The following is a 21139-nucleotide window of genomic DNA, read 5'->3' on the forward strand; positions in this document are numbered from 1 at the left end:
TTCCCGGTGTCGGATCCCGCTGTCGAGGGATCGGACCGATCAGACGGCGATATCACTTTCCTGCTCCGCCGGACCCGACACCGTTCGTCAACCGCAAGCGTCAATCCCGCGCGCCGAACCCGGGCGTCAGGACTCCTCGTGCGGCACGACGGCGACCGGGCACGGCGCCAGGTGCAGCGCCGCGTGCGCCACCGAGCCGATCCGCTGCCCGAGCGCCCCGCGCCGCGCCCGCCGCCCCACCACGAGCAGCCGGGCGGAACCGGACTGCGAGAGCAGCACCTGCCCGGCGCTGCCCAGCTCCACGTGCTCGGTCACCGGTACGTCCGGGAAGCGCTCCCGCCACGGCGTCAGGGCCTCGCGCAGCGCCTTCTCCTCGTACGGTACGAGCCCGCCGGCCTCGTCGGCGAGCGCGAGCGAACTCGGGCTGTACGCGATCAGCGGCGGCAGACTCCATGCCCGCACCGCCCGTACCGAGGCCCCGTGCGCAGCCGCCGTCTCGAAGGCGAACCCGAGCACGGGCGCGCTGTCCTCGGGGCTGCCGTCCTGGCCGACCACGATCTCCCCGGGCGTTTTCCCGTCGGTGGCCGTCTCGCCGTCGCGGGAGCGGACGGCGACCACCGGCACCGGGGAGGCGGCGATGATCTGCTGTCCGTACGAGCCGAGCAGGAAGCCGGTGAGCGCGCCGTGGCCGCGGGAGCCGATCACGAGCAGCTCGGCCTCGTCGACCGTGCCGAGCAGCGCGGCCACCGGTGTGTCGCCGATGACCTGGGCGGACAGCGGAAGCCCCGGGTGGCGCTCCGCGACGGCCGCCTCGGCTCCGCGCAGCACCTCACGCGCCACCTGCTGCTGCGCGGTCGGGTCCTGGTCGAGCGGCAGGGCCAGTGGTTCCCAGCGCCAGGCGTGCACCAGACGCAGCGGCAGACCCCGGTGCGCCGCCTCACGCGCGGCCCAGTCCGCCGCGGCGAGACTCTCGGCGGAACCGTCCACTCCCGCGACGATCTCACGACTCATCAGGCTGCCTCCGTCGGTTCGGCGTCGGGCCCGCCGGGCTGCGGTCCCGTCCGTCTCCAGCTTGGGCCCATCGGCCGCCGCGGGGGAGGGCCGGAGGTCCCGACGTGCCGAGACATCCGGCCTCCGTCCCGCAACCGCCTGGCCGCCGGCTACGCCAGGAGAGTGAGCCGGGCGTGGGTGCCGTGCAGGTAGTGGTCGCCGATGTCGCGCAGCCGGTGGTCCGGGGAGACCGGGGCGGTGAGCGCGCGGACGTTGCGCCAGAAGCGGTCGAAGCCGGGACCGCTGCCGTGCGGTTCGGCGCCGGTCGCGTTCCGCGGCGCCTGGTCGACGAGTTCCAGGATGCGGGTGGTGATGTCCATGGCCGCCCGGTTGGCGACCGTCTCGGCCGCCGCGACGAGGACGGCGATGTCGGCCCGCTCCTCGACGCCGAGCTCCCGCTCGGCGAGCAGCCCGTGCGCGAAGGCGTCGGTGGCCCGTTCCACCACCGCGGCGGCGGTGTGCGCGGCCGTGGCCAACTCCCCGTACGCGAGCAGGAGGTACGGATCGTCCGCGGGCCCCGGCTCGACGGACCCGCCCGGTTGCCCGGCGGAGGCGGTCACCGGTCCGGCCTGGCTGGCGCGGCTGATGTCCCGCGCCTCGGCGAGCGCCCCCTCGGCGACCCCGAGCCCGACGTGCACCAGGAGCAGTCGCAGGGCGAGCGGGGCGAGCGTGGAGTACGGCGCGACGGCGTGCTCGTCGTGGGGGAGCGCGCCGAGCACGTCGGCGGCCTCGACCGGCACCCGGTCGAAGGTGACGGTGCCGGCTCCGGCGAGGCGCTGGCCCACCCGTTCGGCGTACGGCTCCGTGAACACGGAAGGGTGCGCCGGGTCCACCAGGACGAGCAGCAGGTCACCCGTCTCCGTACACCGCGCCCCGACGACGAGCCGGTCGGCGACCGTCACTCCGGAGGCGAACGAGCGCCGTCCGTCGAGGACGTAGGCGCCGCCGCCGACCGGGGTCAGGTCGAGCCCGTCGGGAGCGGGTTCGACGGCCCCGGCGAGCAGCCAGCCCTCGTCGACGGTGCTGGCCAGGAGGTCCGGAGAGCCGGACCCGGACCCGGACGCGTACCCGGACCCGCCGCCGGAGCCGGCCCCGGCACCGGAGCCGAGGAGGCGAGAGGTCCAGGACAGGACGCAATGGTGGGCGAGGAGTTCGCCTATCGAGCCGTCCGCTGCCGAGATCTCCCTGACCACTCCGCACGCGGTGTGCCACTCCGCGCCGCGCCCGCTGGGCCCCGGCGCGGTGAGCAGGGCCGGCAGACCCGCCTCCTGGAGCCGGGCCACCTCGTCGAACGGCGCCTTGCCGGCCCGGTCGCGGACGAGCGCGTCGACGGCGAGGTCGTCGGCCAGCTCGCGGGTGACACGGGGCCAGATGGCGTCGTCGCCGGGGCGGTCGAGCGGCGCGGAGGCGGTTCGTCGCGTGGACTTCTTCGGCGTTCTCACGTCACCTCACCGGATCCCCTTGTATTCCCACTGGATTAGTAGGGATAGTGACAGAGGGGCGTCGTGACCCCCAAGACCCGTCCGCATCACGGACACCAGGGTCTCGGTAGATGGACAGGTCGCTCGCGACCTGGGAATTCCCCGGGACTTGGCGGTCAGGCGTCGATTGCGGGCGGGTCAGGGCCGGTTCAAGCGTGGGGCAGGGGTGAAGGGGTGGGCCGGTGGTGCGTCAGGGGTTGGTCCAGGCGTCCGGGGCCTCCGCGAGCGCGACGACCTCCGGCGGCAGCTTCGCCGCGGCGATCTCGGCCAGCGAGACCCCTTCGAGGACCTGGCGGACGTTCGCCCGCAGCGCGACCCACAAGGTCAGCAACGACTCGGCCGGACCGGTGTACGAAAGCTCCGGCGGCCGCACCCCGCGCACCGACACCAGCGGCCCCTCCACGCACCGGATCACATCCGCGACCGAGATCTCCGCGGCCGGCTTGGCCAGCCAGTAGCCGCCGTTGCCGCCGCGCTGGCTCTGCACCAGACCGCCCTTGCGCATGTCGCCGAGGATGCCCTCGAGGAACTTGTGCGAGATCCCCTGGTTCTCGGCGATGGCCTCCGCCTTCACCGGCCCCGCGTCCCGGGCCGCGGCGAGCTGGAGCGCGGCGCGCACCGCGTAGTCGGCCCTGGCTGAAATGCGCATACGCGCATTATGCCTAGCCGATCCGTTCCGCACCCTTGACGAGTGCAGCGACCGCTCCCACACTCGAAGACGGGAATCCGAGCGAACAGGTAGGGAATCATGAGCGCCAGGCCCGCACCGGACACGGCATCCGTCGTCCGGCCGCCGCGCCCCCTGGTCCTGACCTCCCGCCGTCACATCGACCTGCTGCGGGTCTGCGCCCAGGCTTAGACAGCGCCCGCGCCGTCACCCCCGCGCCGTCACCCCCGCGCCCGCGCCTTCCCGCGCCCTCGCCTTCCCCCGCCCACCGGCACCCCCTTCCCGTACCTCTGCTGCCTCCCGGCACGCGCCGACGCCCTTCGCCGTCGTGCGCACCGCGACCCAGCACCGAGCACCCAGGGAGAACCATGTCCGTCGTCCCCGTCATCACCGCCGCCCCCGCCTTCCGGGGCCGCATCGGCCGCGACATGCGCAGCGGCCACTACGCCGTGCCGCACCGCTACCGGCTCCACCTCGCCGCCGCCGACCCCGACTGTCTGGGCGTCGCCGTGACCCACGCGCTCCTCGGCCTCGACGAGGTGCTCCCTCTGACCGTGCTGCCCGCGCGCCCCGACACGGCCGACGGCGGGTACGGCGTGCTGCGGCCCCTGTACGAGGCCAGCGCGCACCTCTACACCGGCCCCGCGGCCGCGCCCGTGCTCAGCGACGGCTGGACCGGAAGGATCGTGTCCACCCACGTGCCCGACATCCTGCGCGACCTCGCCCTGCGCTTCCGCGGCGAAGGCCCCGAACTGCTGCCCGAGGAGCGGCAGGACGAGATCCGGGCCGTGGCCGACCTGTGCGAGCACAGCGTGCAGGCCGCGGCCCAGCGCGCCGGGGAACTCGGCCTCGACGACACGGCGGCCCACCGTGATCCGCTCACCGTGCTGTTCGCCGCGCTCGGCTCACTCGAACGGCGCCTCGCCCGCCACCCGTACGTCCTCGGCGACACGCCCACCGCCGCCGACGTCACCGTCTGGGTCACGCTCGTGCAGCTCGACACCGTGCACCGCTGGCACCTCGACGCCGCCGCCATGGAACGGGTCGCCGGGCACACCGCCCTGTGGGCCTACGCGGGGCGGCTCGCCGCCCGGCCGGAGTTCGGGCGGCACCTCGACGTGGAGGGGCTGCTCGCCCGGCACCGGGCCCACTGCCGCGGACAGGAGGCGGCGGGAGCCGCGATGCGCATCGTGGACTGGGACGCCGCGCGGGGCTGAGCGGGATCGGGACGGGGCCGGATGCGGGGCCCGGCTTCCGCCGCAGGTCCCGGCGCGTGATCAGCGGGGCCCCGCCTCCGGCCGGTCGGCCGGAGCTGCGGCCGGTCAGCCGAAGGCACGGCCTGCCAGTGGTTCGGTGGCGTCGCCGCCGCCCGTGCGGGCGCCGCGCAGAAAGGCCTCCAGGGCCTCGACCGAGGTCCTGGACGGCTCCCAGCCCAGCTCGTGCCGCGCCCGGTCGGTGGCGAGCAGCGGCAGCCGCAGCACCGCGTCGAAGAGATCGGGCGAGGCGGGCGCCAGGCGCATCCGCCAGGCCGCCGAAAGGACGCCGCGGACCGCCGCGTTCGGTACCTTCACCGGCCGCGCGCCGAGCATCCCGGCGAGCACCTCCACGTCCACGACCGGCTCGGCCGCGAGATTGAACGGGCCCCGCACGTCCCGCAGCAGCGCCCGCCGGTAGGCGTCGGCGGCGTCGTCGGTGTGCAGGGCCTGGAAGCTCAGGCCGGACAGTTCCGGCACGAACGGAACGAACTCCGGCCGGAACAGCTGCCCCGGCAGCCACCGCCCGGCGAAGATCCTCCGCTGCTCGCTCGCCGACTCCTCCTTGAACAGGAAGCAGGGCCGCATCCGCACCACCCGCGTCTGCGGATGGTCGCGTTCGAAGGTGTCCAGGACCCGCTCCAGATACGCCTTCTCCCGGGTGTACGCGGCCCCCGGCCAGCCGTGCGTCGGCCACTCCTCGGACACCGGCGCGCCGCTCTCGGGACCGGGGGAGTAGGCGCCGATCGAGGAGGCGTGCACCAGGACCGGGACGCGCGCGGCGGCGACCGCGTCGAAGACCCGTACCGAGCCGAGCACGTTGGCCCGCCAGGTCTCCACCGGGTCGTGCGTCGGCTGGAAACGCCAGGCCAGGTGGACCACGGCGTCCGCGTCCGCCACGTACTGGGCGAGCCGGGGCGCGTCCCCGTCCTGGGACAGGTCCACCTCCGCCCACTCGGTACGCTCCAGCTCCAGCTGGGGCCGGCGGCGGGCCAGGCCGAGGACGGACGCGACCCGCGGCTCCCGTTCCAGGGCCCGCAGCAGACTCGTCCCGACGTTCCCGGTGGCGCCGGTGACCACCACGCGCAGTCGCTCGCTCGAGTTCATGTCTCGACCTTCCGCCATCGTGGGCGCCCGCGCATGCGGGGGAAACCCGCCGGTGCGTCACCGGTGACACATCGTGACGCCATCGGTCGCGCGCGTGAGCGGCTGACCCCACGATGGACGGGCCGGGGGACCAGTGGGCCGTACGGCCGCATCAGCGCGCGGCCGCACGACCGCGTGACCGCGTGACTGTGTGACCGCACGACCGCGTGATCGTACGGCCGTCTCAGAAGGACCGGAGGACCGAATGCTGCTCCCCGACAGAACCACGATCGACCGCCTGCTGCGCACCTTCCGCGCCCAGGAGCGGCTGGTCCTGACCACGCCCTACGACCTGGCCGCCCGGCGGCGGTTCGAGGACACCGCGTACACCCTGTGCGTCCTGATGGGAGAGCGCAGCGCACGCCAGGCGGTCCACGCCGCCGAGCGCTACGTGGCGGAGACCGCGCCCGGCCTCGGCGTGTGCGGTTCGACGAGCGTGAGCGGGGTAACCGCCGACTAGCTCGAACGGGCACGGGCGGGAGGTGCCGACGATGGACGGACCGGGTTCACGGCTCTCGCCGCGCGAGCGGCGGATCCTCGACGAGATCGAACAGGACCTGGGCACGGACGCCTCCTTCGCCCGGGCCGTCGGCACCCGCCGGCTGCGGGTCCGGTTCCGCACCGCCCGGCTCGTGGGCCCGGCCGCCGCCGTTTTCGGCGCGGCGTCGGTCGTCCTCTTCGTAGCGGCCGTCGCCACCGGCACCCCGGTGCTCATGTGGGGCTTCGCCGTTGTCTGGGTGCTCACGCTGGCGTGCCTGCTGCGGCTGCTGCTCCGCTGGTCGCGCCGCCATCTTACGGGTGACGAACGCCCCTGCCCCGAGCAGAAGGACCCCACCTGAACGGCCGCTCCGCCAGAGCCACTTCGCCACGGGCCGGTCCGTCCCCTGCCGGTCCGTCACGGGCGTGGGAAGCGGTCCCGTACGGCGTCGACGCAGGTGTCCCGGGAGGTCGGCCCGCCGAAACGGAGCCGGTCGTAGGGCGCGAAGGCGGGTTCCAGCGCGTCCAGCTCGTCCACCAGGGCGTGCAGCGCGGCCGACCACAGCGGGGACTCCGGCCGCGGCGAACGGACGGCGTCCGTGATCGCGGCCGTCAGCTCCTCCTTGCGCATGATGGTGTCCGGCGCGACCCGGTGCAGACACACGTACTGCCCGCTCCGATACGCCTCCCATTCGGCCGCGCCCGCCACCGGATCCGCCCAGTGCGCCGTGAACCAGTCGCGCAGCCGCTCCGGCCCGCCCGCCGCGTCGGCGAGCGCGAAGAGATCGCGCGGGACCATCTGCGCGCCGTCCGAACGCAGATACCCGGGCAGCGGCAGCAGCCCCGCCAGCATCTGCCGCCTGGCCTCGGCCGCGTCCCGGCCGAGCGCGTCGCACAGCGTCTCCAGGGGCGTGAACTGCGCGCTCACGTACGCGTCGTCCTCGGCCGTCATCGGATGCTCGCCGTTCACCTCGCGAAACCGCCGCGCGACCTCCGCCACGTACGCCCCCTCCGCCGCGTACGTCTCCTCCCTCGTCCTGTCCGTCGTCCTGCCCGTCCGCATCGCCCGTTCCTTCCGGCAGACCGCCCCGGCACCTCCCGGGCGGCGTCCGGACGACGCTAGGCGCCCCGCGTTTCGGCGCCCGCCGAACCGTGCGCGCCCTGGCCCTGCGCGTCAGTTGCCGCGGGCGCCGAAGCGGCGCCACAGCCACAGCGAGAGCGCCGCGCCGAGCGCCGAGCCCACCAGAGCGAGCGGCAGTCCGGAGGTGCCGCCGGACGGGGCGGCGTTCTTGGCGGCGCCGTGGCCGCCGGCCGCCGCCGCGGCCTGTACGCCGGCACCGGTCTCGGGGCCCGCCTTCGCCTGGGCCTGGGCCTGGGCCTGGGCCTGCGCCTGGGTCTGCGCCCGGGCCTGTGCCTGGGCCCGCACCGACTCGGGCGCGGGGGCCGTGCCGCGTGCCTTGCGCAGGTCCTCCGCGGGCTTCAGGGAGCCCACCGGCTGCACCCGGCCCCACGCGTCGAAGCCCCAGTCGAGCAGCTCCCGCGCCTCCTCGTACACGGAGAACCCGCCGCCCTGGGGGTTCATCACCGACACCACCAGAGTCCGCCCGCCGCGCTTGGCAGCGGCGACCAGGGTGTTCCCCGCGTTGCTCGTGTAGCCGTTCTTCACGCCGATGAGCCCGGGGTAGCGCGCCACCCCGTCCGCGCCCGTGAGCAGCCGGTTGGTGTTGGCGATGCCGTACGACCACCCGCCGGCCGGGAAGTCGGCGTACGCGGTCGAGCAGTAGCGGGTGAACTGCGGGTCCTGGAGCCCCGCGCGCCCGAACACCGCCAGGTCGTACGCGGAGGACACCTGGCCCGGCGCGTCGTAGCCGTCCGGCGAGACCACCCGGGTGTCCCGGGCGCCGAGCGAGCGGGCCTTCTCCTGCATCTGCTTCGACATCGACTTCCAGCCGCCGTTCATGGCGGCGAGCACGTGCACGGCGTCGTTGCCCGAGCTGAGGAAGACCCCGTTCCACAGGTCCGACACCTTGTAGGTGAAGCCCTCCTTCACGCCCACCATGCTGCTGCCCTCGCCGATGCCCTCCAGCTCCTCGTCGCGGACGGTGTGGCGCTCGTCCGGCGCGTGATGGGGCAGCGCCGTGAGCGCGAACAGCGTCTTCAGGGTGCTGGCCGGCGGCAGCGGCCGGTGCGCGTTGCGCGCCGCGAGCACCTCGCCCGTCCCCGCGTCGGCCACCAGCCAGGACAAGGCGGACACGGACGGCAGCTCCGGGGCGCCGCGCAGCGGCTGCACCTGTGTGCCGGAGCGGTCCAGCCGGGCGGGATCGACGAACGGGCGCGCGGGCGGGGTGGGCTCCGCGACGGCGGCGGCCGACGCCGCCGGGACCGGCAGGGCGAGCAGCAACGCCGCGGCACCGGCGGCGGCATGGCGGAGAGCTGGCATGACGATCATTCAGCCACCGTAGGAACGCCGCCCGCGCCGCGCAGATCGGACTGCGCCGACCGGCGTAGGCGGTCACGCCGGCGGGGCGGCGACGCCGGTCGCCATGACGTCGGCGCCGGGCGCAGGGTGGGGCAGTGCCCAGTGGCCACAGGGCGCCGCCGCGCCGGCTTCGGGTTGCCATGAGGTCGGTGCGCGGCGAGCCCGGTGAGTCCGCCCTCCGCGTCGCCCGGCCGGCCCTCGCCACCCGGGGAGGCACCCGGCCCGCCCCGGCTGTCCGTGCGGCAAGGCATCCTGGTGACGTGTCCTCACTCCCGTACCAGAGCAGGCCCGTTGCCCCGACGGGCGCACCGCCGCCGTCCGAGCACATGATCGTCTGCGGCGACGACGTCCTCGCCCACCGGCTCTCGGCCGAACTCCACGAGATGTACGGGGAGCGGGTCACCCTGCTCGTCCCGCCGCCCGGCGAGCGGTCCGGGCGCACCGACCGCGCCGGGCGCCCCGCACCGCGCACCGGCCGGGCCATGGCGCTCTTCGGGCGGGTGACGGCCGCCGTCACCCGCACCACCGGGACCGCGGCCGGGGCCGGGGCCGGGAGCGCCGAGGACCGACCGGCGGTCCGGGTCGTCGAGACCGCGGAGGTCGACGACGCCACGCTGCTCGACGCGGGCGTCGAGCGGGCCGCCGCGCTCGCCCTCGTCCACGAGGACGACGAGCGCAACATCCGTACCGCGCTCGCCGCCCGCCGGCTCAACCCGCGCCTCCGGCTGGTCATCCGGCTCTACAACCGCAGGCTCGGCCAGCACCTGGCCACCCTCCTCGACCAGGCCGCGGCCGTCGTCGAACCGGGCCTCGACCCCGGAAAGCTGGACGCCGCCGTGACCGTGCTCTCGGACGCCGACACCGCCGCGCCCGCTCTCGCGGCCACCGCCGTCGCCGGCAGCAAGAAGGTCATCCAGGCGGGCGGTCTGCTGCTGCACGCCGTGGACCGCACTCCGTCCGCGCCGGGCGAGGTGGCCGACCCTGGCCTGTGCCCGCTCGCCCTGCTCTCCGCGACCGCCGGCGACCCGGCCGGCTGCGAGGGCTCCGAGCGCAGCGGCGACCAGCGGCCGCGGCTGCTGCCCGGCGACGCCGAGGTGGCCGCCGCGACCGGGCGGGGGATCGTCGCGCTCGAGACGGTCCGGTACGAGGGACCGGCGCAGACCCCCGGCTGGCTCGGTGCCTCCGCGCTGCCCGTCGGCTCGCTGTTCTCGCGGCGGCTGCGCTGGTCGCTCGCCGGGGTCGCGGCCGCCGTGGTCGGCCTCGCCCTGGCGTCCTGGCTCACCACCGGCGACCATCCGCTGCACGCGGCCTATCTGATCCTGCTCGACATCTTCGCCATCGGCGACCCGGCCGTCGGCGAGCCGACCAGCCGTCAGGTGCTGCAGATCCTCGCCGGATTCGTCGGACTCCTCCTGCTGCCCGTGGTGATCGCCGCGCTCCTGGAGGCCTTCGGCACCTTCCGCAGCGCGACCACGCTGCGCCGCCCGCCGCGCGGCCTCTCCGGGCACGTCGTGCTCCTCGGCCTGGGGAAGGTCGGCACCCGCGTCCTCGCCCGGCTGCGCCGCATGAACATCCCCGTGGTGTGCGTCGAGGCCGACCCCGAGGCCCGCGGCCTCGCGCTCGCCCGGCGGCTGCGGGTGCCGACCGTCATCGGCGACGTCACGGAGGAGGGCGTCCTGGAGGCCGCCCGCATCCACCGCGCCCGTGCCCTGCTCGCCCTCACCAGCGTCGACATCACCAACCTGGAGGCCGCGCTGCACGCCCGCTCGCTCAGCCCCGAGCTGCGGGTGGCGCTGCGGCTGTACGACGACGACTTCGCCACCGCCGTCTACCGCACCCTGCGCACCGCCTACCCGCACGCCGTCACCCGCAGCCGCAGCGTCTCGCACCTGGCGGCGCCCGCGTTCGCCGGGTCGATGATCGGCCGCCAGATCCTCGGCGCGCTCCCCGTCGAGCGCCGGGTGCTCCTCTTCGCCGCCCTCGACGTCGCCGACCACCCCCTCCTGAACGGCCGCACGGTCACCGAGGCGTTCCGCCCGGGCGCCTGGCGCGTCATCGCCCGCGGCGACGCCGGCGTCCCGCACGACCGCTCCGGCTACGTCCCGGCCTGGGAGCTCCCGGCCGGCACGGTCCTCGGCGCCGGCGACCGCGTCGTCCTCGCCACCACCCGCCGCGGCCTGGCCGAACTCCACGGCCGCCACCCGCGGCGGGCAGGGGAGGACGAGCCCACCGAGCCGGTGGGGGAGAGCGTCGGCTGAGCGGCGGCCGCCAGCCGGCGGCCCGCCCCGGCGTACAACCGCTCACGCAGAACGAGCGGTTGAACCGAGGAACTGACGCTCAGAGCACTGCGACCCGAGCCGACGACGATCCTCCTCACCCGGCCCTCCCCCGTTCTGGCGCGGGGGAGGCCCGCAGAGCGGCCACCAGGCCGAGCAGTCGTGCCTCGTTCCCGGAAAGCCCCGCTTCTCGCAGCGCCGCGTCGGCCTCCGCCATCGGATGGGTGAGCATCGCCGCCGCGTACGGCTCGAGGCGCGGGTCGGAGAGCACGGCCTGAGTGGATTCGAGCAGCCGCAGATAAGCCTGGGCGGCGGCGCGCTCGCGGCCGGTGAGGGTCGTCATGTCGGGCTCCCTGTCGGTTGGTTCGAGACTGACGCGTCCCACCCTCTCGTACGGGTCTGACAATCAGGCCCCGGCGGCGTCCAGGTGCGCCGCGAGCCGTGCCAGGAAGACCCGCTGACCCGCCACCAGAAGGGGTTCGGCCGCCGGGAGTCCGTACCAGCCGACCCGGTCGATCTCCGGGAACTCGCGCTGCACGCCCGAACCGCGCGGCCACTCCATCGTGAATGTCCCCGGCACGACCGCCGCCGGGTCGAGATCCGCCTGCACGGCCCAGACGGTCACGGTCTTCCCGTTGCGCTGCCGCGCCTCGCCGAGCGCGATCCACTCCCCGTCCGGTGCCGGAAGCCCCAGTTCCTCCTCGAACTCCCGGCGCGCCGCGGCCTCGGGCGGCTCGTCGGGCTCGTACTCGCCCTTGGGGACCGACCAGGCGGCCTCGGACCGCGAGGCCCAGAACGGGCCGCCCATGTGGGCGATCAGGACCTCCGTGCCACCGTCCGCCGTGCGGCGGAAGAGGAGGAGACCGGCGCTGCGCTTCTTTGGCATACGGCCCAGTGTGGCGGACCGGGGTCCGCCGCGTCCCGCCGCTCACCGCTCGGACCGATCCGTCGGAAATCTTTGACGCGTCGGAGAATTCCGACGTATGGTGGCGGCATGCCCACCGATGTGTTCGGCGTGCTGGCCAATCCGGTGCGCCGCAAACTGCTCGAAACGCTGCGGGACGGACCGCGCTCCACCGGCGAGCTGGCCGGCCTGTTCGCGCTCGGCCGGCCCGCGGTCTCCGAGCACCTGGCCGTCCTCAAGTCCGCCGGGCTGGTGAAGGAGGAGCCGCGCGGCCGGCACCGCTACTACCACCTGAAGCCGGCCCCGCTCGCCGAGGTGAGCGAGTGGCTGCATCCCTTCGAGCACTACTGGAAGCAGCGCCTCGACGCCCTGGCCGACCTGCTCGACGAGCAGCGGGACCAGCACAGGGAGCACGACGAGAACGACGAGCACGACAAGAACGAGGAGAACGACACGTGAGCGACACGCCGGAGAGCGACACCATCCGCCTCGCCCGATTCCTGCCCCACCCGCCGGCCGCCGTCTGGGCCGCGCTCACCGACCCCGAGCTGCACGCCCGCTGGTGGGCAGCCGGGGACGTCAAGGCGGTCGTCGGCCACCGCTTCACCCTCGACATGGGCAACTTCGGCAGCCAGCCCTGCGAGGTGACCGAGGCCGTCCCCGAGCGCCTGCTCGCCTACCGCTTCGCCGAGGGCTCCCTCGACACCACGATCACCTGGCGCCTCGAACCGGAGGGCACGGGCACCCGCCTCTTCCTCACCCACGCCGGCTTCGACCTCGACTCGCCGCTCGGCCGCCAGGCGTTCGAGGGCATGGGCCACGGCTGGCCGCACGTCCTCGACCGCCTCGGCGGTCTCCTGGAGGAGACGGTCTAGCACGGCAACGACGCCTGGTCGGGGCGGTCCTGCGAGCTTCGGGACCGCCGGCCCGGACGAGCCCAGGGCTCTGGTGCCGAGTGCCCGCGCGGGCGTACCGTGAGGGCATGACCGAGGCACGTTCGAGCCACCCCGGCAGCGCCGGGACGGGCGAAGCGGAACCGCGTGGGCGCGGACGACGCGGGATGCCGTCGTGGCCGGCCCGGAGCGGACGGGACGCGGCCGTCCCGAAGCCGCCACGTCCCAAGGCGGGTAGGGCCGCGCTTCCGGTCGTCGCCCTCGCCGCCGCAGCGCTGGCGCTGACGGCTTGTTCGTCCTCCTCCACCCCGAGCGCCCCCGCCCCGAATCCGTCGGCCCCGTCGCCCACGTCGGCCCCCGCGAACCCGTCGACTCCGTCGGCGCCGAACGCGCCGTCCGGCAGCACGCACTCCCCGTCGACCCCGAAGGCCCCGCCCTCCTCGTCCGGGAGCACCCGCACGAGCCACCCGAGCAGCGCTCCCCATGAGTGCAGGAGCAGCCAGCTCTCGGCCGCCCTCACGAGCCCCGAACCCGCCGCCGGTTCGATCTACGCGACCCTGGTCTTCACCAACAAATCCACCGTCACGTGCACGATGACCGGCTACCCGGGCGTGTCCTACGTGGCGGAGAACGGCGTGCAGTCCGGCAACGCCGCCGTGCGCGAGCCGGGGACGGTCACCACCGTCACCCTCAAGCCCGGCGGACGGGCGAACGCCAAGCTGCGCGACGCGAACGGCATCAGCGGTTACGACCCGGCGCAGTGCAAGCTCTCTCCCGCCGAGGGCCTGCGGATCTACCCGCCGGACCAGAAGGCCGCGCTCTTCGTCCCGTGGAAGACGGAGCACTGCGCGGGCCCGACCGTGCACTCGCTGACCATCGGACCGGTCGCAGCCGGCTAGGGCCTGACCCGCGGATCAGGGCCGGGGTCGCGCCTCCGAGGGCCCTGGAGGGTCACGGTCACCGGACCGCCCCGCGGGTCCACGTCCGCCGCCCAGCCGGCCGCGTGCCGCAGCGAGCGGTGCGGAACCAGCAGGGCCGGCAGCCGTCGTTCCTCCACCACCCGCTCGTCCTGGGTGATGGTCAGTACCGGCCGGACCAGCCGGGTCGCGGGGCGGAGCAGCAACGCCGGAACGGCCGACGCCGGTGCCGTGAGCCGGCCCGGCGACAGCCAGCGCAGCTCGCCCGCGGCCACCAGCGGCACACCCGGCGGGGGCCACGGCGCGCCCGCCAGATACGCCAGGACCGACGCCGCCGCGGCGCGGCCCTCCGCCGCTGCCGCCGTGGCCGGTTCGACGCCGCGGAGCAGATTGCCGGCCGCGAAGACGCCCGGCACCGGCGTGCGGAAGGCGGAGTCGACGGACGGGCCCCGGGTGGCCCGGTCCAGCGGGACCCCGCCCGACCGGGCCAGTTCGTGGTCCGGCAGCCAGTCGCCCGTGAACACCACCGTGTCGCAGCGCAGCAGCCCCGTACGGCCGTCGGCGCCGCACACCCGGACGCCCGCGAGCCGCCCGCGGCCCACGAGTTCGGCCACCGTCGTCCCCTGCAGGACGGGCGTCCCCGGCACCCGCGGGCCCCCGGGCCGGTCCGCGACGACGGCCGCCACCGTCACCCCGGCCCGGCGCAGGGTACGGACCGCGTGCCGGGCGACCGGGTCGGAGCCGACGACGACCGCGCGCTGCCCGATGCGCTCGCCGCGCAGCCCGAACAGCTCGACGGACTGCTGGAGTTCGCCCGTGCTCAGCACCCCGGCGGGCCGGGATCCCGGCACCAGGCGCGCGCTGCGCGGCCGCTCCCGCGCGCCCGTGGCGAGGAGCACCGCCCGGGCCGAGATCCGCTCCGGTCCGGTGGGCGCCGTGACCTCCAGCGTGAGCGGGCCCGCCCAGCCGGTCGCGCTCACCCCGGTCCGTACGACAGCTCCGGCCCGTACCGCCGCACGCACCGCCCGGCGGGCGTAGACCGGCCCCGGCCACGCGCCGAAGCCGGGGCGCGCGCAGTGCCGGGGCACCCCGCCGGGTGCCGCCTCCCGCTCCAGGACCTCCACCCGGCCCGCGCCCGCCGCCGCGAGCCGGGCCGCCGCGGCGAGCCCCGCCGGGCCCGCGCCCACGATCACCACGTCCACCGTACGGTTCACCGCACGCCCTCCTCGAACAGCGCGCGTACCGCCGCCCCGCAGGAGAAGCCCTGGCAGCGGCCCGCCCGGGCCCGGGTGCGGCGCCGCAGTCCGTCCAGGGACGCGGGCGGCACGGTGGAGGCGAGCGCGTCGCGGATCTCGCCGCGGGTCACCCGCTCGCAGTGGCAGACGATGGTGCCGTAGGCGGGGTCCCGGGCGATCAGCCCGGCGTCCCGGTACGGCCTGGGGAACGCCTCGCCGAGGTTCGGCATCCGGACGGGCGCGAGCGGCCGCTCGGCGCCGAGCTCCAGGCCCGCGCCGGCGAGCAGCTCCACGGTGTGCCGGCCGAGGGCCATCGAGGCCGTCAGGCCGGTGGAGCGGATGCCGCCTACGGTCACGTACCGCAGCTCGGGGTGGGCGGCGATCCGGTAGTCCTCGGCGCCGGTGGCGGCGCGCAGGCCCGCGTAGACGGCGGTGACCTCCTCGTCGAGCAGCGCGGGCAGGATCCGGCCGCCCTGCGCGCGCAGCGAGGCGAGCCCTTCGGCGGTCGAACCGGTCGCCGTCCTGTCGTCCAGGTCCTCGGCGGTCGGCCCGAGCAGCACGTTGCCGTACACGGTCGGCGCGATGAGCACGCCCTTGCCGAGCGCGCCCGGCACCGGCAGCAGGATGTGCCGGACCAGGCCGCGCGCGAACTTGTCGAAGACCACGAGCTGTCCGCGCCGCGGGGTGACCGTGAAGTCGTACCGTCCCATCAGCGCGTCGAAGGCGTCCGCGTGCAGCCCGCAGGCGTTGACCAGGAAGCGGGTGCGCAGCACCCCGCGCCGGGTGACCAGCCGGTGCGGCGTCCTGGCGTCGCCCGGGTGGACCTTCTCCACCGGGCACTCCAGGTGCAGGTCGACGCCGGAGCGCACGGCCTGGGTGGCGTACGCGAGCGGGGTCGTCCACGGGCAGACGACCGCCTCGCCCGGCACGTCGAGCGCGCCGAGCGCTCCCGGCCCCAAGTGGGGCTCGCGGGCGTACAGTTCGGCGGCGGTCAGCGGCCGGGTGCCGTGGTGGCCGTTGCGCACGGCCTTGTCGGCGAGGCGGGGCAGCGCGGCGAGCTGTTCCTCGTCCCAGGCGACGAGCAGCGCGCCGACGGGTTCGACGGGGATGCCGGTCTCCTCGGCGTACGCGGCGAGCAGCCCGGCGCCCTCGCGGACGAGGCGGGCCTCCAGGGAGCCGGGCACCGCGTCGAAACCGGTGTGCAGGATGGCCGTGTTGGCCTTCGAACTGCCCTCGCCGATGTCCCCGCTCGCCTCCACGAGCGCGACCCGCAGCGAGTGGCGGGCCAGCTCGCGGGCGATGGCGCAGCCCACCACGCCCGCGCCGACGACGGTGACGTCGTACGCGGCTGCGGGCGCCGACCCGTCGGGCAGCATGCCGCGCCGGGTGACGGTCATGCCGCTGGTCCTTCGCGGTGGCCGGCGTCGGCGAGCAGCGCCGCCACGGCCGTGCGGAACCTGCCCCGGCGGTCCGCCGCCTCGTCGGCGGTGATCCGCGGCTCGTAGACCGCCGACGGCTTCCACTCCGGGACGGCCTCGTGGACGGGGAGGCCGGGCGAGTGGCCGAGGCGGGCGACGGCCGCGACGCCGAGCGCGGTCGCGTCGGGGAGTGCGGAGACCTCGACGGGCCGCTGGAGGAGGTCGGCCTGGGTCTGCATGAGCAGGGCCGAGCGGGTGAGGCCGCCGTCGACGCGCAGGGTGTTGAGCGGGGTGCCGAGGTCGCCGCCCGCGGCCGTGGCCAGCTCCGCGACCTGGGCGGCGATGCCCTCGCAGAGGGCACGGACCAGATGGCCGGGCCGGGTGTCGAGGCCGAGGCCGGTGAGCGAGCCGCGGACGTCGCCGCGCCACCACGGGGCGGCGAGACCGGCGAGGGCGGGGACGAAGGTGACGCCGCCGGAGTCGGGGACGGCGCCGCCGACCGGGTCGAGGTCCCGGGCGCCGGTGATCACCCCGAGCTCGGTGAGCCAGCGGACGGCGGAGGCGGCCGTGTAGACCTGCCCGTCCAGGCAGTAGCTGGTGCGCCCGGCGAGCCGCCAGGCGACGCAGGCGACCAGGCCGGAGTCGCCGCGGCGCGGTGCGGGCCCGGTCTGGGCGAGCAGGAACGCCCCGGTGCCGTAGGTGCACTTGGCGGTGCCGGGCGCGGTCACGTCCTGGGCGAGCAGGGCGGCCTGCTGGTCGACGAGGAGCCCGGTGAGGGGGAGCGGCGGGCCGAAGGCGGTGGTGGTGCCGACGGGCGTGTCGCAGTCGACGACGCGCGGCAGCCGCTCCGCGCCGAGTCCGTAGACGTCGAGCGCGGTGTCGGACCAGGCGACGGCGTCCAGGTCGAGCAGTCCGGTGCGGCCGGCCGTGGCGGCGTCGGTGACGAAGGCGCCCGTGAGCCGGTGCACCAGCCAGGCGTCGCTCGTCGTGACCACGCCCGCGCCCGTGAGGCTGCGACGGATCCAGGCCATCTTCGGAGCGGCGAAGTACGGATCGAGCGGCAGACCGGTGATCCGTGTCAACTCCGCTGCGTGAGCGGCGAGTTCCTCGCACACGGAAGCCGCCCGGCGGTCCTGCCAGACCAGCGCGTCGCCGAGCGGTTCGCCGGTCGCCTGGTCCCAGGCGAGCACCGTCTCGCCCTGGTTGGCCAGGCCCACGGCGACGGCGGGCTCCCCGGCCGCGGCGAGCGCCGCCCGCCCGGCCGCGACCACGGAGTCGTACAGCTCACGGGGGTCGACCTCGACGAGCCCGCCGGGCAGGGCCCGCGGGTGCACCGGGGCGAAACCGGTGCCGAGGACACCGCGTTCGGGACAGACGACGAGCGCTTTGGTGCCCGACGTGCCCTGGTCGACGGCGAGTACCGGGCCCGTCATGTGTGCGACTCCCTGTCGTCGATCTGTCGTCGTTGTTCCACCGGGCACCGCCCGGGTTCCTTGATCGTGGAACCGGTCAGCCTGATGCAGCCGGGACGCTCCGTCAAGACTTCGGGCGCGAGGGCGTCAGGTTCACCGGCTTCACTGACATCGAGTCAAATCCGGTCGCTGGCTGATTAGTTACGGTCACGGAGAAAAGTGGATCGGTCACGTCCGGCAACCCTTATAGTGATCGCCGTTCAACGGCCGGGACGGACACGCCCTCCTTCCCAGGGGACTGACCACCCCCTTCACCGACCCCGACCCCACGAGGAACCATGTCGCCCACCTTCCGCCGCGCCGCCTGATGGCGGCGCAAGGCTTCCGGCCCGTCTATCACCCGGCGGGCCACGACCACGCCCTGCGCGGCGCCGTCCAGGACCTGCGGACGGGCCGCTGGGTGGCCATGGCCCGATTACTCGACGAGACCTCCGGCTGGTCCGGCTGGACCCGTCGCACCCAGGTGCTCGCCGCCGTCGCGGCCGGCACCGACGTCGTCGAGACCTGGCGCGCCGAGCAGCCCGACTCCGCCGCCGCGACCGTGATGCACTCCCGCGTCGTCGTCGAGCGGGCCGTACGCGCCCACCGCACCGCCCACCCCCGCACCCGCGAGCTGTGGCAGGAGGCGTGGACCGCCTGCCTGGCCGCCGCCGAACGCGCCCCCGCCGACCCGGTGCCCTGGGTGTGCCGCCTCGCCCTCTCCGTACTCGACGCGCAGCAGCGCATGGAGGAGCACCGCCTCTCCCCGCCCGCCCCGATGCTGCCGCCCGGCCCCTGGGGACTGCTCGCCGAGGCCGAGAAGCGCGACCCGTACAACCGCGAGGCGCACCACCGGATGCTGCAGTTCGTGTACGCGCGCCGCTCCGGGCCGCTCTCCGAGGCCGTCAACTACGCCCAGTGGGCCGCCTCGATGGCCCCCGTCGGCTCGGCCCTGCACGCCCTGCCGCTCTACGTCCGGGTCGAGCGCTACCGCCGCGAACGCGGCCACGAACGCGCCCTGGACCTGCACTGGGTGACCGAGGACGCGGTCCGCGACACCCGCCGGGCCATGGACACCTGGTTCCTCTTCTGCGCCACCGAGGAGGCCAGCCTCCTCGACCTCAACCACCTGGCGCACGCCCTCTACGGAGCGCTGCGGTTCCCCGACGCGGCCCGCGTGTTCGAGTCGCTCGGCCCGTACTGGACCCCGCAGCCCTGGTCGTACCGCACCGACCGGCCCGACGAGCGCGGGCCCGGCGAAGAGGTCTTCCTGCGCGCCCGGGCCCGCTGCCTGGGTGCCTCCGAAGGCCGCACCGGCCCCTGACACTCCCCCCACCGCATCTCCCCCGTCCCCAACCCCCTCTTCCCCCGGAGGAACGCATGTCCCGCCCCGCTCCCACCGACGCGATACGCAAGCCGCCACCGGCCCACCGGGACGAGGAGGCCCGGCTCAGAGAGCTCGGCTACCAGCCCGTCCTGGCCCGCCGGATGGGCGGCTTCGGCAACTTCGCCATCAGCTTCTCGGTCATCTCCGTGCTCTCCGGCTGCATGACCCTCTACGGTTTCGGCCTGGGCACCGGTGGACCCTCCGTGATGCTGTGGGGCTGGGCCGGCGTCGGCCTGTTCGTGCTCTGCGTCGGCCTCGCGCTGGCCGAGGTCACCAGCGCCTACCCGACGTCCGGCGCGCTCTACTACATGGCCGACCGGCTCGGCGGCCGCCGCTGGGGCTGGTACACCGGGTGGCTGAACCTGCTCGGTCTGCTCGGCGCCATCGCGGGCATCGACTACGGCGCCGCGCTCTTCACCGGCGCCTTCCTCAACCTCCAGTGGGGCGTCGTCCCCACCCCCGAGTCCACCTTCGTCACCTTCCTGGTGATCCTCCTCGTGCACGCCGTGCTCAACCTCTACGGCGTCCGGCTGGTCAGCGTCCTCAACTCGATCAGCGTGTGGTGGCACCTCGGCGGCGTCGCCCTCATCGTCGGCGCGCTCGCGTTCGTCCCCGACCACCACCAGTCCGCGACCTTCGTCTTCACGAAGTTCGTCGACGACACCGGCTGGGCCAACCCGCTCTACGTGGCCGCGATCGGCCTGCTCCTCGCCCAGTACACGTTCTCCGGCTACGACGCCTCCGCCCACCTCTCGGAGGAGACCGCCAACGCCTCCGTGGCCGCCGCCAAGGGCATCGTCCGCTCCATCTGGGCCTCCTGGATCGCCGGCTTCGCGCTGCTCGCCGGACTCACCTTCGCCATCAAGGACTACGCGGCCACCCAGAACACCCCGACCGGCGTGCCGCCCGCCCAGATCTTCCTCGACGCGCTCGGCGAGGGCGGTGCCAAGGCCCTGCTGCTCGTGGTGATCGTCGCCCAGCTCTTCTGCGGCAACGCCGAGGTCGCCGCCGCCAGCCGCATGGTCTTCGCGTTCAGCCGCGACAACGCCCTGCCGGGCTCGGCGATCTGGCGTCGCGTCAGCAGCAGCACGCACACCCCGGTGCCGGCCGTCTGGCTCTCCGTGGTCGTCGCGGGCCTGCTCGCCGTGCCCTCGCTCTACTCGGCCACGGCGTACGGTGCCGTCACCGCGATCAACGTCATCGGCATCACGCCGGCCTACGCCATCCCGATCCTGCTGCGCCTGCGCGCCGGCAAGGACTTCGTCCCCGGTCCGTGGAACCTGGGCCGCTGGAGCCGCCCGATCGGCTGGATCGCGGTGATCTGGGTCGCCCTCGTCACCGTGCTGTTCTGCCTGCCCCAGCGCTCGCCGGTCACCGTGGACACCATGAACTACGCGGTGATCGCCCTCGTCGTGGTCCTCGTCCTGGCCAGCGTCTGGTGGTACGTCGCGCGCCGCTCGTACGGCACCCCGCAGTCGTACGGCACGGCGCGCGAGGAGGCGGAGATCGCCGAGGGAATCGTCTGACGGCGTTACGGACGCGGGGCCGGCCGCGCGTCCGGGCCGTCGGCCGGGCGTCCGGCCGGGCGTCCGACCGGGTGTCCGGCCGGGTGTCCGGTCCGCGGGCCCTGGCGGAGGCCCGCGCCGGCGCGGGTGCCGGGTCAGCCCGCGAACTCGTAGGTCCAGGCTCCGGTACGGGCCGCGACGTCGATGTCGGTGATCTCCAGGGCGTGCCCGTGCTGGTCGCTCACCACCCGGTGCACGCTCAGCCGGGCAGCACCGCCCGCCGCGCCCCCGGCCACCCTGTCCGGGGCCGCGGACAGGGCCGGCACGCCGACCGACTCACGGTGGGTGGTGCGCAGCCCCGCCTGGTGCATCCAGTGGTAGAGCAGCCGCAGATCGGGCTGCCGGTGTCGCTCGGAGCTCCGCCGGTAGCGGCCGAGCTGCGGGATCTCGATGAGCGCCGCCCGCGAGAACCACGAGACCGAGCGCTGAAGCGAGGTGCCCGTCGGGGTCAGCACCGCGTGGCGGTGCACGAGAGTGGGCTCGCCGGGCGCGAGGCACAGCCGCCCGGCGAGTGCGGCGGGCGGCGCCTCCCAGGCCAGC

At 75.1% G+C, this 21139-nt stretch carries 20 protein-coding genes and 2 pseudogenes; 10 read left to right on the forward strand and 12 right to left on the reverse strand.

Annotated features, from left to right (window positions below; translation table 11 throughout):
* Positions 1-126: 126 nt before the first annotated feature.
* From ACWEV0_RS26025 to ACWEV0_RS26035, 3 genes are all read right to left on the reverse strand, one after another.
* Positions 127-1011 carry a universal stress protein gene (locus ACWEV0_RS26025; RefSeq protein WP_453151893.1) on the reverse strand — a complete coding sequence of 295 codons (885 nt, stop codon included), beginning with the start codon at positions 1009-1011 and terminating at the stop codon, positions 127-129.
* A gap of 149 nt (positions 1012-1160) precedes the next feature.
* A complete protein-coding gene (locus ACWEV0_RS26030) occupies positions 1161-2492 on the reverse strand; it encodes an acyl-CoA dehydrogenase (protein ID WP_453151895.1) in 1332 nt (443 codons plus the stop codon).
* Positions 2493-2721: 229 nt separating this feature from the next.
* A complete protein-coding gene (locus ACWEV0_RS26035; RefSeq protein WP_453151896.1) occupies positions 2722-3180 on the reverse strand; it encodes an RrF2 family transcriptional regulator in 459 nt (152 codons plus the stop codon).
* A 386-nt stretch (positions 3181-3566) separates the two neighbouring features.
* On the opposite strand from ACWEV0_RS26035, the gene ACWEV0_RS26040 reads away from it, so the two are divergent.
* A complete protein-coding gene (locus ACWEV0_RS26040) occupies positions 3567-4415 on the forward strand; it encodes a glutathione S-transferase C-terminal domain-containing protein (RefSeq protein ID WP_453151897.1) in 849 nt (282 codons plus the stop codon).
* A gap of 105 nt (positions 4416-4520) precedes the next feature.
* Here the strand turns inward: ACWEV0_RS26040 and ACWEV0_RS26045 are convergent, their stop codons facing one another.
* Positions 4521-5558, reverse strand: a complete 1038-nt coding sequence (locus tag ACWEV0_RS26045) for an SDR family oxidoreductase (RefSeq protein ID WP_453151898.1) — start codon at positions 5556-5558, stop codon at positions 4521-4523.
* A gap of 244 nt (positions 5559-5802) precedes the next feature.
* On the opposite strand from ACWEV0_RS26045, the gene ACWEV0_RS26050 reads away from it, so the two are divergent.
* Both ACWEV0_RS26050 and ACWEV0_RS26055 read left to right on the forward strand, forming a co-directional pair.
* On the forward strand, positions 5803-6057 hold the full coding sequence (locus ACWEV0_RS26050; protein WP_453151899.1) for a DUF5133 domain-containing protein: 255 nt from the start codon (positions 5803-5805) through the stop codon (positions 6055-6057).
* A gap of 31 nt (positions 6058-6088) precedes the next feature.
* A complete protein-coding gene (locus tag ACWEV0_RS26055; RefSeq protein ID WP_453151900.1) occupies positions 6089-6436 on the forward strand; it encodes a DUF3040 domain-containing protein in 348 nt (115 codons plus the stop codon).
* Between the two features lie 56 nt (positions 6437-6492).
* Here the strand turns inward: ACWEV0_RS26055 and ACWEV0_RS26060 are convergent, their stop codons facing one another.
* Together ACWEV0_RS26060 and ACWEV0_RS26065 are read right to left on the reverse strand one after the other, a co-directional pair.
* Entirely contained in the window at positions 6493-7137 is a 645-nt protein-coding gene (locus tag ACWEV0_RS26060; protein WP_453151901.1) for a DUF6058 family natural product biosynthesis protein, read from the reverse strand.
* A 111-nt stretch (positions 7138-7248) separates the two neighbouring features.
* Positions 7249-8523, reverse strand: a complete 1275-nt coding sequence (locus ACWEV0_RS26065; RefSeq protein ID WP_453151902.1) for a D-alanyl-D-alanine carboxypeptidase family protein — start codon at positions 8521-8523, stop codon at positions 7249-7251.
* A gap of 356 nt (positions 8524-8879) precedes the next feature.
* On the opposite strand from ACWEV0_RS26065, the gene ACWEV0_RS26070 reads away from it, so the two are divergent.
* Complete coding sequence (locus ACWEV0_RS26070; protein ID WP_453151913.1) at positions 8880-10811, forward strand: NAD-binding protein; 1932 nt, start codon at positions 8880-8882, stop codon at positions 10809-10811.
* A 115-nt stretch (positions 10812-10926) separates the two neighbouring features.
* Here the strand turns inward: ACWEV0_RS26070 and ACWEV0_RS26075 are convergent, their stop codons facing one another.
* Both ACWEV0_RS26075 and ACWEV0_RS26080 read right to left on the reverse strand, forming a co-directional pair.
* Entirely contained in the window at positions 10927-11172 is a 246-nt protein-coding gene (locus ACWEV0_RS26075; protein WP_453151903.1) for a hypothetical protein, read from the reverse strand.
* A gap of 63 nt (positions 11173-11235) precedes the next feature.
* Complete coding sequence (locus tag ACWEV0_RS26080; RefSeq protein ID WP_453151904.1) at positions 11236-11715, reverse strand: NUDIX domain-containing protein; 480 nt, start codon at positions 11713-11715, stop codon at positions 11236-11238.
* A 108-nt stretch (positions 11716-11823) separates the two neighbouring features.
* On the opposite strand from ACWEV0_RS26080, the gene ACWEV0_RS26085 reads away from it, so the two are divergent.
* From ACWEV0_RS26085 to ACWEV0_RS26100, 4 genes and pseudogenes are all read left to right on the forward strand, one after another.
* Positions 11824-12192, forward strand: a complete 369-nt coding sequence (locus ACWEV0_RS26085) for an ArsR/SmtB family transcription factor (RefSeq protein ID WP_453151905.1) — start codon at positions 11824-11826, stop codon at positions 12190-12192.
* Positions 12189-12608 (forward strand): SRPBCC family protein, encoded by a 420-nt coding sequence (locus ACWEV0_RS26090; protein ID WP_453151906.1) that lies wholly within the window; start codon positions 12189-12191, stop codon positions 12606-12608. Before ACWEV0_RS26085 ends, ACWEV0_RS26090 begins: the two co-directional genes overlap by 4 nt.
* A 307-nt stretch (positions 12609-12915) precedes the next feature.
* Complete coding sequence (locus tag ACWEV0_RS26095; RefSeq protein ID WP_453151914.1) at positions 12916-13113, forward strand: hypothetical protein; 198 nt, start codon at positions 12916-12918, stop codon at positions 13111-13113.
* Positions 13114-13126: 13 nt separating this feature from the next.
* Positions 13127-13525: pseudogene (locus ACWEV0_RS26100) on the forward strand (DUF4232 domain-containing protein); the annotation flags it as partial.
* Here ACWEV0_RS26100 and ACWEV0_RS26105 read toward each other — a convergent pair.
* From ACWEV0_RS26105 to ACWEV0_RS26115, 3 genes are read right to left on the reverse strand one after another with little or no spacing between them, the layout of a single operon-like run.
* Positions 13522-14757, reverse strand: coding sequence for an FAD-dependent oxidoreductase (locus ACWEV0_RS26105; RefSeq protein WP_453151907.1), 1236 nt, complete (start codon positions 14755-14757; stop codon positions 13522-13524). The pseudogene ACWEV0_RS26100 and the gene ACWEV0_RS26105 sit on opposite strands and share 4 nt — an antisense overlap.
* Positions 14754-16175, reverse strand: coding sequence for an FAD-dependent oxidoreductase (locus ACWEV0_RS26110; protein ID WP_453151908.1), 1422 nt, complete (start codon positions 16173-16175; stop codon positions 14754-14756). The genes ACWEV0_RS26105 and ACWEV0_RS26110 overlap by 4 nt, the downstream gene beginning before the upstream one ends.
* A complete protein-coding gene (locus tag ACWEV0_RS26115) occupies positions 16172-17629 on the reverse strand; it encodes an FGGY family carbohydrate kinase (protein ID WP_453151909.1) in 1458 nt (485 codons plus the stop codon). Before ACWEV0_RS26115 ends, ACWEV0_RS26110 begins: the two co-directional genes overlap by 4 nt.
* A gap of 346 nt (positions 17630-17975) precedes the next feature.
* On the opposite strand from ACWEV0_RS26115, the gene ACWEV0_RS26120 reads away from it, so the two are divergent.
* On the forward strand, positions 17976-18971 hold the full coding sequence (locus ACWEV0_RS26120) for a hypothetical protein (RefSeq protein ID WP_453151910.1): 996 nt from the start codon (positions 17976-17978) through the stop codon (positions 18969-18971).
* Between the two features lie 56 nt (positions 18972-19027).
* Positions 19028-20560, forward strand: a complete 1533-nt coding sequence (locus ACWEV0_RS26125) for an amino acid permease (RefSeq protein ID WP_453151911.1) — start codon at positions 19028-19030, stop codon at positions 20558-20560.
* A 134-nt stretch (positions 20561-20694) separates the two neighbouring features.
* Here the strand turns inward: ACWEV0_RS26125 and ACWEV0_RS26130 are convergent.
* Positions 20695-21139: pseudogene (locus tag ACWEV0_RS26130) on the reverse strand (GntR family transcriptional regulator); the annotation flags it as partial.

The sequence above is a fragment of the Streptomyces sp. NPDC003943 genome (assembly GCF_053605265.1).